The following is a 20154-nucleotide window of genomic DNA, read 5'->3' on the forward strand; positions in this document are numbered from 1 at the left end:
GCCCCGCAGTGGGGTTAAATGAAAAACCAAATTCGAGGGTATGAACATGAAAAAAGTATTAGCTCTGGTTGTTGCCGCTGCTATGGGTCTGTCTTCTGCTGCGTTTGCTGCTGAAACCACTGCTGCACCGGCTGCTGCGGCACCTGCTGCAACGACCACCGCTGCGCCAGCAAAAACCGTACATCACAAGAAACACCATAAAGCGGCTAAACCGGCTGCAGAGCAAAAAGCCCAGGCTGCTAAAAAGCACCACAAAAAAGCAACCAAACCAGCCGTAGAGCAGAAAGCGCAGGCTGCTAAAAAGCACCACAAAAAAGCCGCTAAACCGGCTGTAGAACAGAAAGCTCAGGCTGCTAAAAAGCATCACAAAAAAGCAGTAAAACACGAAGCTGCTAAACCAGCTGCACAGCCAGCTGCGTAAGAGTACAAGCTTAACCGTGCCCTTCGGGGCACGTTGGTAAACCGGCGCTGAACCGGAACAGGTTCCGCGCCGTTTTTTTATTTCCGGAGGGCGTATGCTGCGACGCTATCGGTTTGAGCTGATTCTGATCCTGCTTATTTTATGCGCGCTCATCGCCAGCCATTTTTATCTTTCCTGATTGTAGCACGCTGATTTTACTCCCACTTTAGCGCTGTCCCGTCTATAGTATTTTCATAGGGTTCACTTTTAATAATCATAATTACCCCCACCAGAGTGTGATATGCGTAAATCTGTTGTGTTGTTACTGGGAACGTTTGGTCTTTTTTCTGGATTCTCACATGCGGATGATGGCGGTGATGACACCATTAGCGCAAAAGAGCTAAAGACGCTTTTTTTCGGTCATGACGATCGTACGCGCGTCGCCGATCCCACCCAGACGCCCTGGGATGCTATAGGTCAACTGGAAACCGCCAGCGGTAACTTGTGCACCGCGACGCTGATCACCCCACAGCTTGCCCTGACGGCAGGCCACTGTTTGTTAACGCCGCCAAACGGCAAGCCGGATAAAGCGGTTGCCTTGCGGTTTGTGTCGCAAAAAGGGACCTGGCGCTATGAAATCCACGGCATTGAGGGACGGGTTGATCCGTCTCTCGGCAAACGCCTGAAGCCGGATGGCGACGGCTGGATCGTGCCGCCGGGGGCCGCCTCGTGGGATTTTGGCCTGATCGTTTTACGCTACCCGCCTTCAGGCATTACGCCGCTGCCGTTATTTGACGGCGACAAGGCCGCACTCACCGCCGCGCTGAAGGCCGCCGACCGAAAGGTGACGCAGTCAGGCTATCCTGTCGATCATCTGGATACGCTTTATACGCATACCGACTGTATTGTGACGGGCTGGGCGCAAACCAGCGTACTCTCGCACCAGTGCGATACGTTGCCGGGCGACAGTGGTTCACCGCTGATGCTGAAAACAGATAACGGCTGGCAGTTGATCGGTGTGCAAAGCTCTGCACCGGCGGCGAAAGATCGCTGGCGCGCAGATAACCGGGCCTTGTCCGTGACCGGCTTTCGCGACAAGCTGGAAGCGCTGGCGCAGCAGTAAATCAGCAGCGTCTGACCTTACGTAACGCTCTTATTGACTCAATCGGCATCGGCTGGCTGAACCAAAAACCCTGCAGTTGATCGCAGCCAGCCAGCCGCAGCAGTTTCATCTGCTTCTCGGTTTCCACCCCTTCTGCCACCACCGCCGTACCCAGCGCTTTAAGATTCGCTATCGCCATGCGGGCACGCTCCGGGTTTTCCAGTACATACGACTCCGTAACCTCAAGCTGCAGTCGGTGGGCCGGGAAACGGGTGGTCTCCAGCACGCTGGCCACTTTTTCTTCGAATGCAGGATCGCGAAATTGCGCGGGGGAGATATTCACGGAGAGCTTTAAGTCGCCGTAAGGCTGCAGATCCTGGCAGGCCCGCTGCAACACAAACTGGCCCAGCTTGTAAATCAGACCGCTGGTCTCCGCAATGGTGATAAAAATATCCGGCCCAAGCGGCCCCTCCGGGCGACGCGGCCAGCGGACCAGCGCCTCGACGCTGCTCATTGTCTGGCTGTGGGCGTCAATAATCGGCTGATACCAGACATCAAACTCATCGCGTTCCAGACCGTCACGAATCTGATTTTCAATCGCCAGCTTGCGTTCCCGGACGCTGTTGAGCTCCGCGTCATAGTGGCTGATACGCCCTTTCCCGCTCAATTTGGCGTGATACATGGCAATATCAGCGCGGCGAAACAGTTCTGAGCTGGTGCATTCAATCAGAGTTCCGCTGGCGATACCGATGCTGGCCCCGATATGGATGGTGCGTTCCCCCAGTTGAACCGGGGTGGTGAAAAAATCCAGCACCGAAGCGGCAAAGGCGGTGGCCTGCGCCTCTGCATCATCTCCGCCGATGGTCATGGCAAACTCATCCCCGCCCATGCGCGCGAGCATTCCACCCGTCGGCACGCGTTCACTCAGCGTTTTCGCTATCGCCACGATGAGATCGTCTCCCACGCTGTGGCCGTAGATGTCATTCACATCTTTAAAACCGTCCAGATCGATAAACACCACGCTTTTGACGTCGATATCACCGCGTAAACTCACGTGGTCCAGCGCTTCGATGAGCGCACGCCGGTTTGGCAGATGGCTTAGCCAGTCCGTTCTTGCGACCAGACGCGCCTGGCTTTCACCGCGCGCGAGTTTGTACAGCCCCACGCTGCTCACCAGAATGAAAAGCAGGATCAGCCCCGAGGCCAGCACCACAATCTGCCTGATATCAGACGATGCCGCCCGGGCGGCCTGTGCGCCTGGAAGCCGCGCCTGCCAGTTCAGATATCCGACTAACTCCCCCGCCGCGCTGTGCAGCGGCATGCTGCGATCGTCGATTTTTTCGGGGGTATAGTTGAGGCGATCGATCTGAAAGGTCGCCCCCAGGTCGGATAATATTCTGGCGTTCAGATGGCGGGTAATCACCAGATAGCGGCGCGTTCCGTCGGTAACCTGTAATCTTCCGACCATCGGGCGAATCAACCCAATACCCACAAAGGCGACGCCGCTTCGCGTTTTGCTGATCCCGGCATAGATATTTTTTTCACCCACGAGCGCTCGCCCGTGCCGGTCGATAAGCGCTTTGAGCCCCTTGCCAAAGAAGTCGAGGTTTTTTTCGTTAAAGGGACGGCTTTGAAAGGATCCCCAGAGGACGTTGAAATGTTCATCCAGCACGAAGGTGCCGTCGTAGAGGTTGTTGATTTTAAAACCGGCACCCCAGGTGTTGTACAGCCAGTCGGTATCGAGCGCAGGACGGTAGACCTCCCGCACCGCATCGTCCCAGACGGCGTTATCCAGCACCAGAGAGGAGACGCGGTTAACCGATGTCTGAATGGCCCCCTGCACGGAAAGCACCGTGCGGTGTTCATCAATTTCATTGGTTTTCGTGCTGATAAGATGCAGGGAAAGATAGAGCAGTGCGACGATGGAGATGATTAAGCCGATCCCCGCCATGAAGACCATGGCAAACAACGTTCTCGCATTGGGAATATTGCGCCAGCTTAATGTGCGATACATCAGCCATCCTCTTCATGTTTTGCTTTTCTAAGCGTAATACAGGCAGCGAATTTCGCTGCCTGTAAATCATGGCGAGAGGTCTGTCAGGCGAGTTTTATCATGATCATGCCGGCAAGCAGCAAGATGAGTCCCATCCAGCCCTTGTTGTTTAAGCGCTGGCCGAAGAGTACCCAGCCTGCGGCCAGGGTAGCGGCGATACCAAAACCGCCCCACAGCGCATAGGCCACCGAAAGATCGATCCCTTTTACCGCCTGAGACAGCGCGCTGAACGCTCCCAGAACCGCGGCGATCGACATCAGGCCATAGAGTTTACGGCGAAAACCATCGGAGAATTTCAGCAGAACGTTCGCCAGGATCTCCAGCACGATGGCGAAGCCAAGCCAGGCCGCATGAACCCACTCAAACTGTTGCATGGTTCTGCTCCTTCTGCTGTTTACCCGGTTTACGGGTACCCGATTTAATCAGCACAATACCCGCGACCAGCGTCGTTAACCCGGCGATCTTCATTGTTGTTAATGTTTCGTCAAATATCAGCACGCTGAACAGCGTAATCAACAAAATACCGATCCCTTCCCACAGTGCATACGCGACGCCCAGCGCAATTTTTTTCACCGCAAACGAGAGGAAAATATAAGAAAGCGAAATCATCACCAGCATCAAAATAAAACCGGTGTTGCCATCGCTGACGCTTGCCCATTTCATAGACAGCGTGCCGGTAATTTCAGCGATGATAGCCAGCGCTAATAGGATCCAGTAAAACATGTTTTTCTCCTGCTTGAGAATATAATCCATCGTGGCCCGCTGCGAACAGCAAACCAAAAAATACAAATTGAAATCAGACAGCTAAGCGCTTAGCGCCAGCTCAGGCAGAAGACGTGACTATAGTGCGGTGCGCCAGTGTTGCTCACCAGAAAGCAGGCAAAAAGAAGTGGAGTAGACAGCGGTATTGTTTGAAGAGTACGTCCTGAACATATTGTCCATAAAATTACAATTATCCGCGTTGTTGCTTCTCGTCTTTGCGGATGAAAATTGTCCTCGGTAGTTAAACACACCAGATTTGTACCATAAGCCAGGATTTTACTCAAAGTCTTTGCAATTCTTTACCCATACCGTTTGATTTTGGTTAGTTTATTGCAACGCCTTTCACCTTTATTATAAATATAAAGAAAAATTCGGAGTCACCATGGCTAAACCCATTATTACCCTGAACGGATTAAAAATTGTCATCATGCTGGGCATGCTGGTGATCATACTGACGGGCGTTCGTTTTGCCGCCGACATTATTGTGCCTTTTATTCTGGCCCTGTTTGTTGCGGTGATCCTTAACCCGCTGGTGCAGCGCATGACGCGGCTACGCATCCCGCGCGTGCTGGCGATTACGCTGCTTATCAGCATCATTATTGTGGCGATGGTCTTGCTGGTGGCGTATCTGGGGACCTCGCTCAATGAACTGGCGCGAACGCTGCCGAAATACCGTTCTTCGCTGGCGATACCGCTGCTGCAGCTGGAACCCTGGCTGCAGCGCGCGGGTATCGAAGTCTCGGTTGAGGAACTCCTGAAATATATCGACCCCAACGCGGCCATGACGATCGTCACCAGCCTGCTGGCTCAGCTTTCCAATGCCATGACCTCCATTTTCCTGCTGTTTTTAACGGTGGTGTTTATGCTGCTGGAGGTGCCGCAGCTGCCGGCAAAGCTGCAGCAGATGATGGTCCGTCCGGTTGAAGGAATGGGAGCGATTCAACGCGCGCTGGACAGCGTCTCCCGCTATCTGGTGCTGAAAACGGCGATTAGCCTGGTCACGGGCGGTGTCGTCTGGGCGATGCTTCTGGCGCTGGACGTTCGCTTTGCGTTTGTCTGGGGGTTACTGGCGTTTGCGCTTAACTACATTCCCAACATCGGCTCCGTGCTGGCGGCAATCCCCCCTATCCTTCAGGTGCTGGTTTTCAGCGGGCTTTATGACGCGCTGATCCTGCTGGCCGGATACCTGGTCATCAACCTGGTGTTCGGTAACATTCTTGAGCCACGCATGATGGGACGAGGGCTGGGCCTTTCCACACTGGTGGTCTTTTTATCCCTGATATTCTGGGGTTGGCTGCTCGGCCCCGTTGGCATGCTACTTTCCGTTCCGCTGACCATTATCGTCAAGATTGGCCTGGAACAGACGGCGGGCGGGCAAACCATCGCCGTGCTGCTGAGCGATATGAGCCATAAGTAGCACGAGGCTGAGCAACCCCACTGTTCAGTTAATCGCGCCAGCCCATTGCTGGCGCCACATGCTTGAGGATCGACTCAATAACATGCGCGTTGTAATCCACGCCAAGCTGGTTCGGCACGGTCAGCAAGAGCGTATCGGCTTCGGCAATCGCCTCGTCCTTTTTCAGCTGTTCGATCAGCTTGTCCGGCTCCGCCGCATAGCTGCGCCCGAAGATCGCGCGCGTTTTCTCATCAAGGTAGCCCACGCTGTCGCTGTCGTTGCGGCTGGCACCGAAATACATCCGGTCGCGGTCGTCCATTAGCGCAAAAATGCTGCGGCTGACCGACACCCGCGGCTGACGCGCATGTCCCGCTTCTTTCCAGGCCTGACGGTACGCGCGGATCTGTTTTGCCTGCTGAATATGGAACGGCTCGCCGGTCTCATCGTCCTTCAGGGTTGAGCTTTGCAGGTTCATGCCCAGCTTTGCGGCCCATACGGCCGTCGCATTGGAACCGGCACCCCACCATATGCGCTCGCGCAGCCCTTCAGAATACGGCTCCAGGCGCAGCAGCCCCGGCGGATTCGGGAACATCGGCTGTGGATTCGGTTTGGCAAAGCCTTCCCCGCGCAGCACCTCAAGCAGCACTTCGGTATGACGGCGCGCCATATCCGATTCGTCTTCCCCTTCCTGTGGGACATAGCCGAAATGGCGCCAGCCATCAATGACCTGCTCCGGCGAACCGCGGCTGATGCCAAGCTGCAGGCGACCGCCGGAAATCAAATCCGCCGCGCCCGCATCCTCGGCCATGTACATCGGATTTTCATAGCGCATGTCAATTACGCCCGTGCCGATTTCGATGGTTTTCGTTTTTGCGCCTATTGCCGCCAGCAGAGGGAACGGTGAGCTAAGCTGTCGGGCAAAGTGGTGCACGCGGAAATAGGCGCCGTCTGCCCCCAGCTCTTCAGCCGCGACGGCTAAATCAATGGACTGCAGCAGCGTGTCTGCCGCCGAGCGCGTGCCGGACTGCGGTGAAGGCGTCCAGTGACCAAAGGATAAAAACCCGATCTTTTTCATAACCATGTGTCCTGATAATGCATTGCGTTCTGTCCACTTTACGCATTACCCGGTAAGAATAAATGCCGTTTATTTAACGGAAAGCATCAAATAAATTGACTGAGTAGCGGGGTTCGTCATTCCGCCCCATAATGCGATATAATCTCACCCTCTCTTTTCATGGCAGGTAAAACCGGCAATGGCTTTGATCCCCAAAAACTACGCGCGGCTGGAAAGCGGCTATCGCGAAAAAGCATTAAAAATCTATCCATGGGTGTGTGGACGCTGCTCGCGCGAATTTGTCTATTCCAACCTGCGTGAGCTCACGGTTCACCATATCGATCACGACCATACCAACAACCCGGAAGACGGCAGCAACTGGGAGCTGCTGTGCCTGTTTTGCCACGATCATGAACACTCGAAATACACCGAAGCGGATCAGTACGGCACCACCGTGGTGGCCGGGGAAGACGCGCAAAAAGACGTGGGCGTCGCCACGTTTAACCCGTTTGCCGATTTAAAAGCGATGATGGATAAGAAGAAATAATCCTCTCGTCCCCTCGTGCTCCTCGATTTTAAAATGTCCAGGTGATAGCGGCGGTTGCGGCCCCCTCATTGCGCCGCATCACGATCGGGCTGTTATTCGCACGATCGCCAAGCCAGGTGTAGTCCGCGCTCAGAACCGTTCCCCAGTGGGCATCGAACTGATGGCTCCAGGTCAGGCTGGTGTCGACGCCATAGAATCCTCCCGACGCAGCATAGCGGCGATATCCGTTGCGGCGGCTCTGCTGCTCGCTGACCCCATACCAGGTATTCAGATAACGGCTGTCGCCAAACAGGGCCGCAGACTGAAAGGCGACCGTGTCCTGATTATTTTGTACCGGGATCAGCGTCACTGAAGCCTGATAGCTTCCCCCCTGGCTGTCCGTTAACGGCAGCGTCGCTTTGCCTTCCATACTCAGCCATGGCGCGGCCTGCCAGCCGACGGCAAGGCCGGTATTCAGGGTGGCATCAATGTCCCCCATCCCTTTCAGATTGTTTGCGCCCTCACGCCAGCCAGAATTTTTATCAGCCCTTCCGAAGTCGTAGCCCAGCGTGTGTTCGAAATACCAGCCGCTGTCGTTTTGCAGGTCATATCCCACCCCTTTTTGCGCATCAATAAAGAAAGCGCCTTTACGACCCTGCAGCACCGGAACCACCTGCCACACCTGCTTGTCTGAGCCTGAGTAACGTGGGGCATACTGCCCCCCCAGCCCGACGGTTAAGGAATCGGATGCGGAGCCATCATCCGCCTGCGCGCCTGAACTCACGGCCATCAGAAGCGGGACGGACATATACAGGACTTTTTTTATCGCTATCATACTGCTCTCCATACGGACGCTGGCGCCTCCTGATACGGGGGCGGCCACACAACGTTGGCGCAGTATGATTTGGCTGAATCAATGAATCGTCGGGATAGTGTTAAGAAATGGTCAAGGTGAACGGATGTTGTCCAGAAGAGTGCTGATTATTGAAGATGACGCCGATGCGGCCGGCGTGCTCGAAGCCTATTTACGGCGGGAAAATTACGACGTGACCATTACCGGAGACGGTCATTCCGGGCTGGATATGGCGCAGCGCTGGAAGCCCGACCTCATCCTGCTGGACGTGATGCTGCCGGGGCTTAACGGCACCGAGGTGCTGGCTGGCCTGCGTCGTAAAAGCGATGTGCCGGTGATCATGGTCACGGCCATGGGGGATACCCCCGACCGCATTGGTGCCCTGCGGTACGGTGCCGATGATTACGTTGTGAAGCCTTATCATCCGGGGGAAGTGGTGGCTCGGGTGCAGGCGGTGCTGCGGCGCAGCAGTAAAAAAGAGACGGACGAGGCGATCCTTCGCTGGCAAACGCTTGAGGTGGACGTGGCCGCCATTGTGGCGAGCGTGGATAACGGCGGCGACGCGCCCGTGATGCTCGATCTTACGCCAACGGAATTCTCGCTTCTGGCAACGCTGCTGCGTTCTCCCGCGCACCCGTTCTCCCGTCAGTATTTACTGGAGCACTGTTTGCCGGAAAGCGAAGCGCTGGAGCGCGTGGTGGACACCCATATTTATAACCTGCGTAAAAAACTGGAAGCGGCGGGGATCTCCGGCGTGCTGATCAACGTTCGCGGCGTGGGTTACAGGTTCAGACAGCCATGATTAAAAATCAGCACTCCTCTCTGTGGCGCTGGATTTGCGCGCGCATCCTGGCGCTGGCTATCGGCAGCGTGATCGTCATTGCCACCTGCATGTGGCTGCGCTATGCGGTTCAGAACTACTGGATAATGGGCAAAATGCCAGCGGCGGTCCGGCAGGAGTTTCTGACGCTCAGCCAGAACCCGCAGGCCAATCCGGCCCGCTTCCACTCGATTGTGGACACCTGGTGGGGCCTGAGCTATTCCACGCCGTCTATCGCCTCAGCCGACTGGGCCACGGTGGCCCTGCTGGTGCTGGTGATGATACCGTTTATCGTGGTGATGGGCCTCAAACACGCCCGGCCGCTGGCGCTGCAGTTCAGCCGCCTTCGCGATGCGGCAAAGGATGTCGCCGACGGGCAGTTTGGCCGCCAGGCGGAACTTATCAAGGATGCGCCGGCGGAAATGGTCAGCTTTGCGACCGACTTTAACTCCATGACGGGGCAACTCGCCCGCTATGAAAAAGAGCTCCGCGCCTCGCACGTCGCGATGGCGCACGAGCTGCGCTCGCCCCTGACGGCCGCCATCGGGCGTCTGCAGGGCATGTTAGACGGCGTGTTTGACGCCAGCCCGGCGCAGCTCGGCATGGTGATGAAACAGCTCCAGCACCTCAACCGCCTCACCGATGAGCTTCACCTTCTGTCGCTTGCCGACGCGGGTAACCTCGTGCTGGAGGACCAGCCATTTTGTCTGGATGAGCTGATTCAGGAGCGGGCTGCCTGGATCATGCCCGAGGCTGACGCGCATCATTTCCGGATAACGCTTCGTAACCCGCGCCCCTGCCCCTTCAGAGGCGATGCGTTCCGTCTGGGCCAGGTCGTTACCATCCTCATGGAAAATTCGCTACGTTACGGGCGCGATGGCGGCCACCTTGAGGTGGCGCTGCACTACGCCAGCGGGCACTACATCCTCGAATTTACCGATGACGGGCCGGGCGTGTCGCCCCAGTTCTTACCGGAAATGTTTAAACGCTTTAGCCGCGAGGAGCAGTCCCGCGCGCGGCATTCCGGCGGCAGCGGCCTCGGTTTATCCATCGCCCGGGCGATTTGCGAGGCGCATGGGGGTGAGATTAGCGCGTCATTGCCGGCAACCGGCGGCCTCGCCGTGCGCATTTTATTGCCCTGGCATCCGTCCGGTAATGAAAATCTTCACTCTTGATAAAGCCTTGACAGAACGTCGAATCTTTCTCGACGTAGCCCGCATTTAATAACGCCATTCCCTTTATGGAGCGGCGTTATGTCAGACGAATTCTTTCTCTCTCTGCGCCACTGCCTGCATCATTTGTACGGCGTGGCGCGCACCCTTTCCTGGCTGCATTTTCTTCCCCTGGCCCTGCTTGCGCTGGCGATTTTTCCGCTGACCGGCTGCGGTGATAAACACGAAAATAAGCCCGACCCTGCGCGAGCGGTACGCTACGTCGTCGTTGGCACCGCCCAAACCCTTCCCGCGCTGGAAAGAACCGGTGAGATCCATGCCCACGATGAAACGACCCTGAGCTTTCGGACCGGGGGCCGGATACTGACGCGCAGCGTTGATATTGGCGACCGGGTCACTGCCGGACAGCTGCTGGCCACGCTTGACAATACGACCGGGCAAAACCAGCTCGACAGCGCTGAGGCCGACTTTGAGGGTGCCAAAGCCTCTGCGCAGGTCGCCGCGCTTAACGTCAATCGAATGCAAAAGCTCATGCCAACTGGCGCGATAGCCCGCACGCAGCTCGACAGCGCCCGTGCGGACTGGCTTGTCGCCCGCGCGCGCTTAAAAAGCAGCGAGGCCGCGTGGCGAAATGCCCGCGAAAGCCTCGGCTGGACGCGCCTGATCGCGCCGCAGGCGGGCGTCATCACGGCCGTGAACGCCTCTGCGGGACAGGTTGTCAGCGACGGTCTGTCCGTGCTGACGCTGGCGACCGGAGAAGGTCGCGACGTGGCGTTCGATATTGCCACTCCGGATGCGATCCCGCCTCTGGATAGGGCGGAGTTGCGGGTTTCCCTGCTCAGCGACCCGTCGGTACAGGCGTCTGCCGCGCTACGGGATATCACCCCGCAGGCCGATCCTCAGACCCGCACCTGGCGCGTCAGGGCCACCCTGCAAAACCCGCCGGCGGCCATGGCGCTGGGCGCCAGCGTTACCGTCACGTTGCCATCGTCAGCCCCGCACGGCTACACCCTTCCCGCCTCGGCGCTGACCCGCGTCGGCGACAAACCGGCCGTTTTTGTGATTACCCCGCAGTCGCGGGCGCAGCTGCGCGCGGTGGTGCCCGCGAGCTATACGGCCACCTCCGTCATGATTGCCTCCGGCCTTGAGCCAGGCGACAGGGTGATTACGGCGGGCGTGAGCACATTGCGGTCCGGCGAGCCGGTGGTTGCTGGAGAGGTTCAGCCATGAACACGGGATCGGAAGCGAAATTTAACCTCTCCGCCTGGGCGCTGAAGAACCAGCAGATGGTCAGCTTTTTGATGTTGCTGGTGATTGCGATGGGCGTGTTTTGCTATGAGAAGCTGCCGCGTAATGAAGATCCGGCTTTTACCATTAAAACGGCCGTTGTCTCCGCGCAGTGGCCGGGAGCCTCCGTGGCGGATACCACCCGCCTGCTGACCGATACGCTTGAAAAAAAGCTGCAGGAAACGCCCTGGCTGGACTATCTCGAAAGTGAAACCCGGGCCGGACGCACCGTTATCCACGTCAACCTCCGTGACGATACGCCCCCGCAACGCGTGCCCGATATCTGGTATCAGGTTCGCAAAAAAATGCAGGACATCGCGCCGTCCCTGCCTGAAGGGGTGCAGGGCCCTGCCGTGGACGACGAGTTTGACGACACGTTCGGCACAATTTACGCCTTTATTCCCGAAGGTTTCACCCTGCGGGAGGTGCGGGATCGCGCAGAGACCATACGGCGCGAGCTGATGTCCCTGCCGGATATAGGCAAAACCACCCTGCTGGGCGAACAGCTGGAGCAGTGGGTTCTCGCCTTTTCTCCGGCGCGCCTGGCCGGGATGGGGCTCGATATTCAGGAAGTTGCCGACGCCCTCCGGGCGCAAAATGCGGTTGTCCCGGCTGGCGTTATGCGTACCGGACAGGAGAACATGGCGATAAAGGTCAGCGGTGCGCTCACGACCGAAGAGAGCTTACGCGCCGTCACGCTGCACGTTAACAATCGCTATATTCCGCTGACCGACATTGCCACCGTCACCCGCGAAATCGCCGAGCCACCGGCCCCGGCCTACCGGGTGAACGGCCAGCCGGCTATCGGGCTGGCGGTGTCGATGGCGCCAACGGGCAACATGCTGCGTTTCGGCGGCGCGCTGAATGACAGAATGGCGGCCCTCAGCGCCGGGCTGCCGCACGGTATCGAGATGGTGAAAGTCGCCGATCAGTCAGCGGTGGTCAGTGACGCGGTAAGCGGGTTTATCCGGGTGCTTATCGAAGCCGTTGTTATCGTGCTGGCGGTTTCATTTGTCTCGCTGGGGTTACGGGCCGGACTGGTGGTGGCGACGGCCATTCCGCTGGTGCTCGCCATGACGTTTGCCGGCATGATGCTCGCAGGTATTGGCCTTCAGCGTATCTCGCTCGGGGCACTGATCATTGCCCTGGGCCTGCTGGTGGATGACGCGATGATCGCCGTCGAAACGATGGTCTCCCGGCTGGAAGCGGGGGATTCCCGTCGGCACGCGGCCACCCATGCATTCAAAACGACGGCCTTCCCGATGCTCACCGGGACTCTGGTGATGATTGCCGGCTTTATTCCCGTTGGTTTTGCGGCCTCCAGCGCCGGTGAATACTGCTTTTCCCTGTTTGCGGTGGTGCTCATTTCCCTGCTCTGCTCCTGGGCCGTTGCGATCCTGTTTTCGCCGCTGACGGGCACGTGGCTGCTGCCGGAAAAAGTCAGACATCACGCGGCAGGCCCCGGCAGGATCGCGCGCGGGTACGGACGACTTTTACGCCTGGCACTGCGTCACCGAGTGGCTACCGTGCTGATTGCGCTTGCCGCGCTGGGGCTGTCAGCGTACGGCACGACGTTTATGCAGGGCGAGTTTTTCCCCGCTTCGGACCGGCCCGAGCTGCTGGTCAGCCTGACGCTTCCGGCCAACGCGTCGCAGCCGGAAACGCTAAGAGAGGTGGAAAAGCTGGAAAAAGCGCTGGCCGGAAACAGCAATATCAATCGCTATTCGACGTACGTCGGGTCCGGCGCCATCCGTTTTTACCTGCCGATGGACGTGCTGCTGGAAAATGAAAACATCGCCCAGATGGTTGTGGTGGCGAAGGATCTTGAAGCGCGGGATCGTCTGCATGCTCAGCTCAACAGGATCCTGGCGACGCAGTTTAGCGACATCATCACGCGCGTGTCGCCCCTTGAGCTGGGGCCGCCCGTCGGCTGGCCCATCAAATACCGGGTGAGCGGGCCTGATTATCTGCAGGTCCGGGCGTTGGCGAACCGCCTCACGGACGCGATTGGCCGGTCTCCGCTCTCACGCGACGTTAACCAGACGGCCGGAGAGCCGGAGAGGGTCATTACCTTAAAGGTAAATCAGACGGCGGCCAGGGCGGCGGGAATATCGTCAGAAAGCCTCGCCCGCACGCTGAACACCGTCTGGTCCGGCAGCGTTGTCACCTCCATCAGGGATAATGACCGCCTTGTCGACGTGGTGCTGCGGGCCACGGACGATGCACGTCACAGCACCGCCACCCTCTCCTCGCTCACGATTCAGGGGAATGACGGTAAAAAAATTCCGCTCAGCGCCGTCGCGACGCCGGTCTGGGGCGTGGACGATCCGGTCGTCTGGCGTCGGCAGCGCGTGCCCTTCATCACGGTGCAAACGGATCTTACCCCGGGGATGAAGGCTGAAGCGGTATCCGCGGCGCTGCGTCCGGTGGTCGACAAGCTGCGCACGAGCCTGCCGGCAGGTTACAGCATTGAAGAAGGCGGCGCGGTTGCCGAATCGGATAAGGGGAACAGCTCCGTCTTTACCGTTCTTCCGGTAACGCTGGTCATCATGCTGTTGCTGCTGATGCTCCAGCTGCGGCGTTATTCCCGGATGCTGCTGGCCCTCCTGATGGCCCCGTTTGGCTTGCCGGGGATCGTGCTGGCTATGCTGCCCGGCGGCACGCCGATGGGGTTTGTCGCGCTGCTGGGCGTCATCGCCCTGGCGGGAATGATCGTGCGCAACGCGGTGATACTGATTAGCGAGGTTGACGGTAATCTTGCTCAGGGGATGGCAAACGATGCCGCGATTATGGCGGCCGCGGAGCACCGGGCCAGACCCATCTGCCTGACCGCCTGCGCCGCCATCCTGGGCATGATCCCAATCTCTCATCAGGTCTTCTGGGGGCCAATGGCCTATGCGATTATCGGCGGGCTGCTGGTCGCGACGCTGGTGACGCTGACCGTGTTACCCGCGTCGTTTAGCCTGCTGTTACGGTGGGGCGCTCAGCGCAAAGCCGCAGAAGACGGACTGCGCTGAGGCTCCACCGTTTCCCGGCAGATTACGCGGCGGTCAGCGCAAAACGGTCTTTCAGGACATGGAGGATTTCATCCTCCGCCAGTTTCCGCGTTTCAGTGCCGTTCGCCGTGATGGTTTTCAGCACATCGCCCAGCAAAATCTGGCGTCCCTCCGGGCTGTGCTGCACCACTACCCGCTTCTGCACAAAGATGGCATCCGGCTGCGTGGAGTTAAGGTAGTTGGCCGGGACGAAATCAATCCATTCCTGAGGGGTGAGATCAAAGCCGTACTGCCGGGCCCACTCTCCCTCAACCTTCGCCTCAAGCAGATATTCGCCCTCCGCGCTGCGGCTTAGTCGAAACGTGTCGAAATCCTGCGTGATATCCACATCAAGCGTGTCCAGCGCCATCGGCGCGCGAATGCCGTAGCTGCCGAACCCGAGGTCGCAAAGCCACTGTCGGCTATCTACCTCAGCGACGATCGCCATGTGGGTTTTCGGCCGCCGCACGGGGTAGAACATCGGGCGCGCCGCCACGAAGCGGTAAGGTATCCCTAACGCCGCCAGCGCCATGGCAAAAAGCCCGTTTACCTCATAGCAGTAGCCGCCGCGCCCCTGCGTTAACACCTTATCGGCAATGTCGTCCGGCGCCAGCGAGACAATTTTACCCGCCTGCACGTCCAGATTCTCAAAGGGAACGGAAAAGAGCTGATGGCGCATCAGCGCATGCAGTGTGGCCGTATCGGCAGCCGCCGGTCCGGTGTATTTTATGCGTTTGAAATAGGTGGAAATGTTGAAGTTATCGCTGTGCATAATGCCTCCTTGTCCTGAACATGCCGGACACTATAGATGGCGCGCATCATTGGCTGTATAGTCAGTTTTATCGAAAATTAGCCTGAACAGTTATCCATGTCTGCCCCGTCCCAGTCCTCTCCTCACTATCGCCGTATTGCGGATATGCTGCGTCTTACCATTACGTCCGGCGCGCTGCGCGCCGGTGACAGGATGATCTCCGCGCGCAAACTGGCCGAACGCGAGCGCGTTAGCCTTCCGACGGCGCTGGAGGCCCTTCGCTGCCTGGAGGCTGAGGGGCTGATCGTTGCGCGCCCGCGGTCAGGCTATTACATCCGTCAGACCAGCCAGCCTGCGCGTGCGGAGCCCGCGCGCTCCACGCCGGGCCCGGTCCCCGTCACCATGTCCGCCGTGGCCCGGTCGCTGTTCAGCAGTGCAGAAGCCCGGCTGATCCCGCTGGGCGCCGCCCTGCCCGATCCCGCGTGGCTGCCGGGAGATGCGCTGCAGCGGGCGTTGCACTCTGCGGGCCGTCGTCTGGACGCGCATGGACAGAGCTACAGCCTGCCCCCGGGAAGGCGGGATCTGCGAAGCAAGATTGCCGCGCGCTCTGCCCAGTGGGGAGCCCGGTTCGGCGCGGACGATCTCATTATTACCGCAGGCGCAACGCAGGCGCTGCGCCTGGCCCTTCGGGCCGTGTGCCAGCCGGGTGACGTCGTGGCGATTGAGCAGCCAGCCTACTTTGGCACGCTCCTGCTGCTGGAGGATTTAGGCCTGAAGGCCTTAGCGATCCCCACCGACCCTGTGGAAGGCCTGCTGCTGGAACCGCTGGCGGACGCCATTCGCTGCCACCGCCCTGCGGCCGTTCTGGCCTCGCCCACCGTGCAAAACCCGCTTGGTGCCAGCATGCCCGTCGCGCGCAAGCAGGAACTGGTTGCCCTGCTGGAAGAGGCAGGTATTCCCTTGATTGAGGACGATGTTTACGGTGACCTGGTCGGCGAGGGGCAACGCCCTCCGGCCTGCAAGGCGTTCGACCAGAGCGGGAATGTGATCTACTGCAGTTCCCTGTCTAAAACGCTTGCGCCCGGATGGCGAATCGGCTGGATCGCCGCCGGACGCTACTCCCCGCAGGTCTTACAGGCGCGCATGGCCGGAGAATGGGCTGGCGCCCCGCTGCTGGAAGCGGCGACGAGCGAGGTTCTGGCGAGCGGCGACTACGATCGCCATCTGCGGCGGCTGAAGCGCCGGATCGCAGAGGGCGTTCACGCCGTCGTGGAGCAGGTCAAGGCGAGCTTTCCGCCCGGTACGCGCGTTAACGTACCCGCTGCCGGTTTCCTGCTGTGGGTTGAACTGCCTCAGCGGGTCAACGCGCTGGAGGTGCACCGTCGCGCGCTGGCGCTGGGCATTGGCGTCAGCCCTGGCCTCCTGTTTTCACCTGCCGCAGAACTCACGCACTTTCTGCGGCTGAACTGCGCAAACGAACCTACGCCCCGCCTGCTGAACGCCGTGGAACAGATTGGCGCGCTGTGTCACGAGCTGGCTGTTTTCACACCAGACTTTCCAGCCACTCGGTAAAGACCCGCACCTTGCGGGAGAGGTGGCGGTGTGGATAGAGCAGTGACAGCTTGCGGTCCGGCGAGCGATAGTCCGGCAGGACTTCAACCAGAAGACCACGGTCTATGTAAGGCTGGAGAAAGAGATTCATCCCCTGCATTAACCCCAGCCCGGCAAGGCCTGCCGCGATGTAGGCCTCGGAGTTATCCACGACAAGCTTACCGGGCAAGGTAATTTCCGCGATGCCTTCTGGCGTGGTAAACGTCCACGGATGAATTTGTCTGCTGCTGTTATTAATCCAGTTGATGGCCTGATGTTTGCGTAAATCATCCGGCGTTTCTGGCGCACCGTGTTTTGCCAGCCAGGCCGGGCTGGCGCAGGTCGTGATTTTGATGTTCCCGATTTTGCGCGCGATGTAGCCCTGGTGGGAGCGAAGCTGCAAAATGTGACATGTTAAAAAAATTGAAGTTTAACCCATCAAAACAATCAGATTGATGCTCAAAAGGATCTCAAGAGGATCCTTTTGATTTTACTGACCGTTATGCCCTACCAGTTGCCATACGGATAGATTTTCCCTTTGATGAAATCGGGTGTCTTTCCGTAATAAATATACCCGTTAGGATGTTTCGTTACCCCTTTGCATATCAGCATATCCTCCCCTGTCAGAGTGAGTTGCCGCGCAGGATGCTGAAGCACAACAGGATCGCCGTTATTCTCCAGCCAGACCCGCACCGTTCCACCCGGTGCCAGTCCGATAATCATATTATCCCGGTAATACGTCTTTCCCGGCTTATAGGTATCAGGATAGGCTGTGAGCATCTGCTGCCATGTCTCCCGACTGAACCAGATCTCCGTTTCGTACGCCTTTTTATCGATAACCGAGTCCCAGCACACCGTCATCCTGACAGGCAGCGCCTTGCCGATATTAAAATTGGCTGAAAAACCACCCACGCGCTGGCTCCATGTCCCCACGCTGCTCTGGCTCGGTTCCGTGGGGTCCAGTCGCCGGAAAATACTTTCCCGGATATCCCCATCCTCCAGATATACCATGGTCACCAGTGCCGGCAGGTTGACGGGATAGAAAAAATTAAACTGCCAGTGATCGTAAGGCAGTTTCTGCCCCCACTGTTCTACACCATCCCCTGACAATGACTTCACACACTCCCGGCGATCGTGGCAACCGGCGAGCAATACGACACCCAACATGACCGCTACCAGCGGTAATCGTTTCATCCCTGCCTCCTCAGAAAAGTCCGTCCAGCGCGTCCGCATTCGCCCGCGCCCTGTCTTCCCACTGCTGCTGGTCGTCCATCCGCCATACCGTCCGCACCCACCCTTTGCCAGGAGCCATCGGCCACACGAACGAGCGCTCGTCCGTTGGCGCATAGTGGTTTCTCAGAAAAACTTCTCCTGAGGACGGACTCACCCACAGGCTCAGATCCGAATCGATGTTCCAGTTCGCCGAACAGTGCAGGTAACGCCCGATAGTCCGCATCTCATCTGCCGTGAAGCTCTCCTGCTCCGTACCGCGTCGGACTGCGCGCCCCTGCGCTATCGCTTTGTCACACAGGGAAACAAGCTCAGCGGGAAGAGCCATGTCAGTATTTTGCGGATCAATATCACCGAATATCACCCCGGCATCCTGTGCCGCATCGAGCATCACCCGCATACTCACCTTTTCCCAGTCGTTCGGCACCGCCCGGCGAGTCATAAATACCGCCGCGCCGGCTTTCTTCTCCAAAATAAACGCCCGTGCCTTATCCCGGTTAACCAGTGGCCACGAAATCATTTTCGTCTCTACCTCACCGTGCGGCATCAGGTATTTCAGCGCCGGCAGCGAATATAGCGTCTGACGCATCTTCTCCGCCTTACGATATACTGCCGTCTGCATTTCATCCGAGCTTTCCGGTATCACTTCAAAGTCCGGCATCGTCAGCAGGGATATTTCATCCTCTCCCGCGTTGTAGCCTCCGCCGATATTCGAGTGCGCACCCGGCAGCGCCAGCTCCGGCCACATCCCCGCTATGCTGTTCAGGCTGAAGTTATATCTGCACTCGTGCATTGCGCTTATCTGAAACACCTTCTGCGCCACCGAGGGACGCAGTTCGAGGTTGACGCCGGGGTTGCTGCGCCCGTTGATGCCGTAGAAGTTCAGCAGACTCCCGATGGCCGCCACCGTGTCAAACAGCCCCAGAAAGCGTACCTCTCCCGCCGCTTTTCCATGGTGCCCTGTCAGGTCTAATCCTTTGTCTATCGCCACCGCTATCTCCGCGTCCTGGTTCATCACCCGGTTGGCGAAGTGCCGCGCTGCCGCTGCCCCGCGGCTAAAACCGAACACATCAAACTGCACCTTCGCTATCGCCACTTTGTCACGGTTAAGTTTGATAAAGCGGCTCAGCTCTGCGCTGATTTTGTCAAGCGCCTCGTCTGTCTTCGTCACCACCCCTTCAAACTGCCGGATAAGGCTGCTGCCCAGCGCCGCTCCCAGCATAGAATCGCTTTCACCGTCCGCCGTCCCGATGCCGCTGACGTAGATTTTTACCTGCGCCTCTGTCTCACTGTCGTTGAGTTCATCACTAGACTGATAAAGGTCAAACAGTCGCGAAATATTAGTGATGCCGCCCTGCCAGCTGGCGTTCCCTAACGCTGCTCTGGCATGCTTTTCATACTTCTCGCACGCCCTGGCACGATCCTCGCCAACCAGATTAGCGCAGTGGGCATATGCCAGCCGCAGATCGTCTGAATTCGCCCGGTTATTCCCAGTGCCGTCAAAGAACACACCTACGGTCAGCGCGATCCCCCTGACTGGCACCCGCCGGCACTGAACGGTTTTTACAGTCCCGACAGCGCTGGTTCGCAGAGTGCAGTCCCCGATAACTTCATACCGATAATAACCGGTATCTTCCGGTGTGGTCTTTTCGTTTGTGCTCATGGAAAATCCTTTTAGTTTTGAGGGTTAATAAATATCCCATCATACCTTAACCAAAATCACCGCTCTATCTTCAGTAGATGATGCACATGCTCAAATGTATCGAGGGGATTGTATCCGCCTGTTCCTGCATACCCGGTAAAGAGCCATTTTTACTCAGTTCCAGTTCAAAAAAAGCCAGATGTCGCATTTTGCAGCTTCGCTCCCACTAGGCCATATAGTCGCCGTCGCCCAGTTCGCCCACCCACAGCACACAGTCAAGGCAGCACCAGAACATATCCCGGCAGTGTTCAGAGCTGCTCGGAATGATATCGATTTCAGGATGCTGACGATAAAAATCAGGCATGCCGGGCATCACCCGCAATGCCGCAAAAGAGCTAGGAATATCCGCAGCGTGAAAAGCGTGGCCGAGGTTGTGAATGCGTTAACGGTTGAGTAAGCACCCGAGGTCCTGGCCTGCACC

Annotated in this window: 18 protein-coding genes and 1 pseudogene; 9 read left to right on the forward strand and 10 right to left on the reverse strand. The window is 58.0% G+C overall.

The genetic code is table 11. The features are described from left to right. The first annotated feature begins 46 nt into the window (after positions 1-46). Together asr and NUX24_RS06380 are read left to right on the forward strand one after the other, a co-directional pair. On the forward strand, positions 47-421 hold the full coding sequence (gene asr / locus NUX24_RS06375) for an acid resistance repetitive basic protein Asr (protein ID WP_047651389.1): 375 nt from the start codon (positions 47-49) through the stop codon (positions 419-421). Between the two features lie 280 nt (positions 422-701). Beyond that, positions 702-1523, forward strand: a complete 822-nt coding sequence (locus NUX24_RS06380) for a serine protease (protein ID WP_257830299.1) — start codon at positions 702-704, stop codon at positions 1521-1523. Position 1524: 1 nt separating this feature from the next. On the opposite strand, the gene NUX24_RS06385 is transcribed toward NUX24_RS06380, so the two are convergent. From NUX24_RS06385 to mdtJ, 3 genes are all read right to left on the reverse strand, one after another. Next, positions 1525-3516, reverse strand: a complete 1992-nt coding sequence (locus NUX24_RS06385; RefSeq protein WP_257830301.1) for an EAL domain-containing protein — start codon at positions 3514-3516, stop codon at positions 1525-1527. A gap of 83 nt (positions 3517-3599) precedes the next feature. Further along, complete coding sequence (gene mdtI / locus NUX24_RS06390) at positions 3600-3929, reverse strand: multidrug/spermidine efflux SMR transporter subunit MdtI (RefSeq protein WP_008502462.1); 330 nt, start codon at positions 3927-3929, stop codon at positions 3600-3602. Next, positions 3916-4278, reverse strand: a complete 363-nt coding sequence (mdtJ, locus tag NUX24_RS06395) for a multidrug/spermidine efflux SMR transporter subunit MdtJ (protein WP_047651327.1) — start codon at positions 4276-4278, stop codon at positions 3916-3918. Before mdtJ ends, mdtI begins: the two co-directional genes overlap by 14 nt. Positions 4279-4699: 421 nt before the next feature. Here mdtJ and NUX24_RS06400 point away from each other — a divergent pair, with 421 nt between their 5' ends. Continuing rightward, positions 4700-5734: an AI-2E family transporter gene (locus NUX24_RS06400; RefSeq protein ID WP_047651326.1), complete on the forward strand. Its 1035-nt coding sequence runs from the start codon at positions 4700-4702 to the stop codon at positions 5732-5734. A gap of 28 nt (positions 5735-5762) precedes the next feature. Here NUX24_RS06400 and NUX24_RS06405 read toward each other — a convergent pair whose 3' ends face one another. Further along, on the reverse strand, positions 5763-6788 hold the full coding sequence (locus NUX24_RS06405) for an LLM class flavin-dependent oxidoreductase (protein ID WP_257830306.1): 1026 nt from the start codon (positions 6786-6788) through the stop codon (positions 5763-5765). A gap of 178 nt (positions 6789-6966) precedes the next feature. Here NUX24_RS06405 and yajD point away from each other — a divergent pair, with 178 nt between their 5' ends. Further along, entirely contained in the window at positions 6967-7314 is a 348-nt protein-coding gene (gene yajD, locus NUX24_RS06410) for an HNH nuclease YajD (protein WP_003857471.1), read from the forward strand. Between the two features lie 28 nt (positions 7315-7342). On the opposite strand, the gene NUX24_RS06415 is transcribed toward yajD, so the two are convergent. Beyond that, a complete protein-coding gene (locus NUX24_RS06415) occupies positions 7343-8128 on the reverse strand; it encodes a MipA/OmpV family protein (RefSeq protein WP_257830309.1) in 786 nt (261 codons plus the stop codon). 124 nt (positions 8129-8252) lie between these two features. Here NUX24_RS06415 and NUX24_RS06420 point away from each other — a divergent pair, with 124 nt between their 5' ends. The 4 genes from NUX24_RS06420 to NUX24_RS06435 all read left to right on the forward strand — a co-directional run bounded on the left by NUX24_RS06420 (position 8253) and on the right by NUX24_RS06435 (position 14442). Further along, positions 8253-8948: a response regulator gene (locus NUX24_RS06420; RefSeq protein WP_029739347.1), complete on the forward strand. Its 696-nt coding sequence runs from the start codon at positions 8253-8255 to the stop codon at positions 8946-8948. After that, a complete protein-coding gene (locus NUX24_RS06425; protein ID WP_257830314.1) occupies positions 8945-10141 on the forward strand; it encodes a cell wall metabolism sensor histidine kinase WalK in 1197 nt (398 codons plus the stop codon). The genes NUX24_RS06420 and NUX24_RS06425 overlap by 4 nt, the downstream gene beginning before the upstream one ends. A gap of 78 nt (positions 10142-10219) precedes the next feature. Further along, complete coding sequence (locus NUX24_RS06430; RefSeq protein ID WP_257830316.1) at positions 10220-11368, forward strand: efflux RND transporter periplasmic adaptor subunit; 1149 nt, start codon at positions 10220-10222, stop codon at positions 11366-11368. Continuing rightward, entirely contained in the window at positions 11365-14442 is a 3078-nt protein-coding gene (locus NUX24_RS06435) for an efflux RND transporter permease subunit (RefSeq protein WP_257830318.1), read from the forward strand. Before NUX24_RS06430 ends, NUX24_RS06435 begins: the two co-directional genes overlap by 4 nt. A 22-nt stretch (positions 14443-14464) precedes the next feature. On the opposite strand, the gene NUX24_RS06440 is transcribed toward NUX24_RS06435, so the two are convergent. After that, a complete protein-coding gene (locus NUX24_RS06440) occupies positions 14465-15232 on the reverse strand; it encodes an arylamine N-acetyltransferase (protein WP_257830321.1) in 768 nt (255 codons plus the stop codon). Positions 15233-15328: 96 nt separating this feature from the next. On the opposite strand from NUX24_RS06440, the gene NUX24_RS06445 reads away from it, so the two are divergent. Further along, positions 15329-16783: a PLP-dependent aminotransferase family protein gene (locus NUX24_RS06445; RefSeq protein WP_257830323.1), complete on the forward strand. Its 1455-nt coding sequence runs from the start codon at positions 15329-15331 to the stop codon at positions 16781-16783. On the opposite strand, the pseudogene NUX24_RS06450 reads toward NUX24_RS06445, so the two are convergent. The 4 genes and pseudogenes from NUX24_RS06450 to NUX24_RS06465 form a co-directional block, all read right to left on the reverse strand. Continuing rightward, a pseudogene (locus tag NUX24_RS06450) lies at positions 16755-17180 on the reverse strand (LysR substrate-binding domain-containing protein); the annotation flags it as partial. The gene NUX24_RS06445 and the pseudogene NUX24_RS06450 overlap by 29 nt on opposite strands. Before the next feature lie 128 nt (positions 17181-17308). After that, complete coding sequence (locus NUX24_RS06455) at positions 17309-17995, reverse strand: DUF2931 family protein (protein WP_257830327.1); 687 nt, start codon at positions 17993-17995, stop codon at positions 17309-17311. A 10-nt stretch (positions 17996-18005) separates the two neighbouring features. Continuing rightward, positions 18006-19694: a DUF2235 domain-containing protein gene (locus NUX24_RS06460; RefSeq protein WP_257830332.1), complete on the reverse strand. Its 1689-nt coding sequence runs from the start codon at positions 19692-19694 to the stop codon at positions 18006-18008. Positions 19695-19899: 205 nt separating this feature from the next. Continuing rightward, on the reverse strand, positions 19900-20037 hold the full coding sequence (locus NUX24_RS06465; protein WP_257830334.1) for a hypothetical protein: 138 nt from the start codon (positions 20035-20037) through the stop codon (positions 19900-19902). Positions 20038-20154: the final 117 nt, after the last annotated feature.

Origin of the sequence: Enterobacter sp. HG048 (assembly GCF_024702055.1) — a bacterium.
Taxonomy (GTDB): domain Bacteria; phylum Pseudomonadota; class Gammaproteobacteria; order Enterobacterales; family Enterobacteriaceae; genus Enterobacter; species Enterobacter dykesii.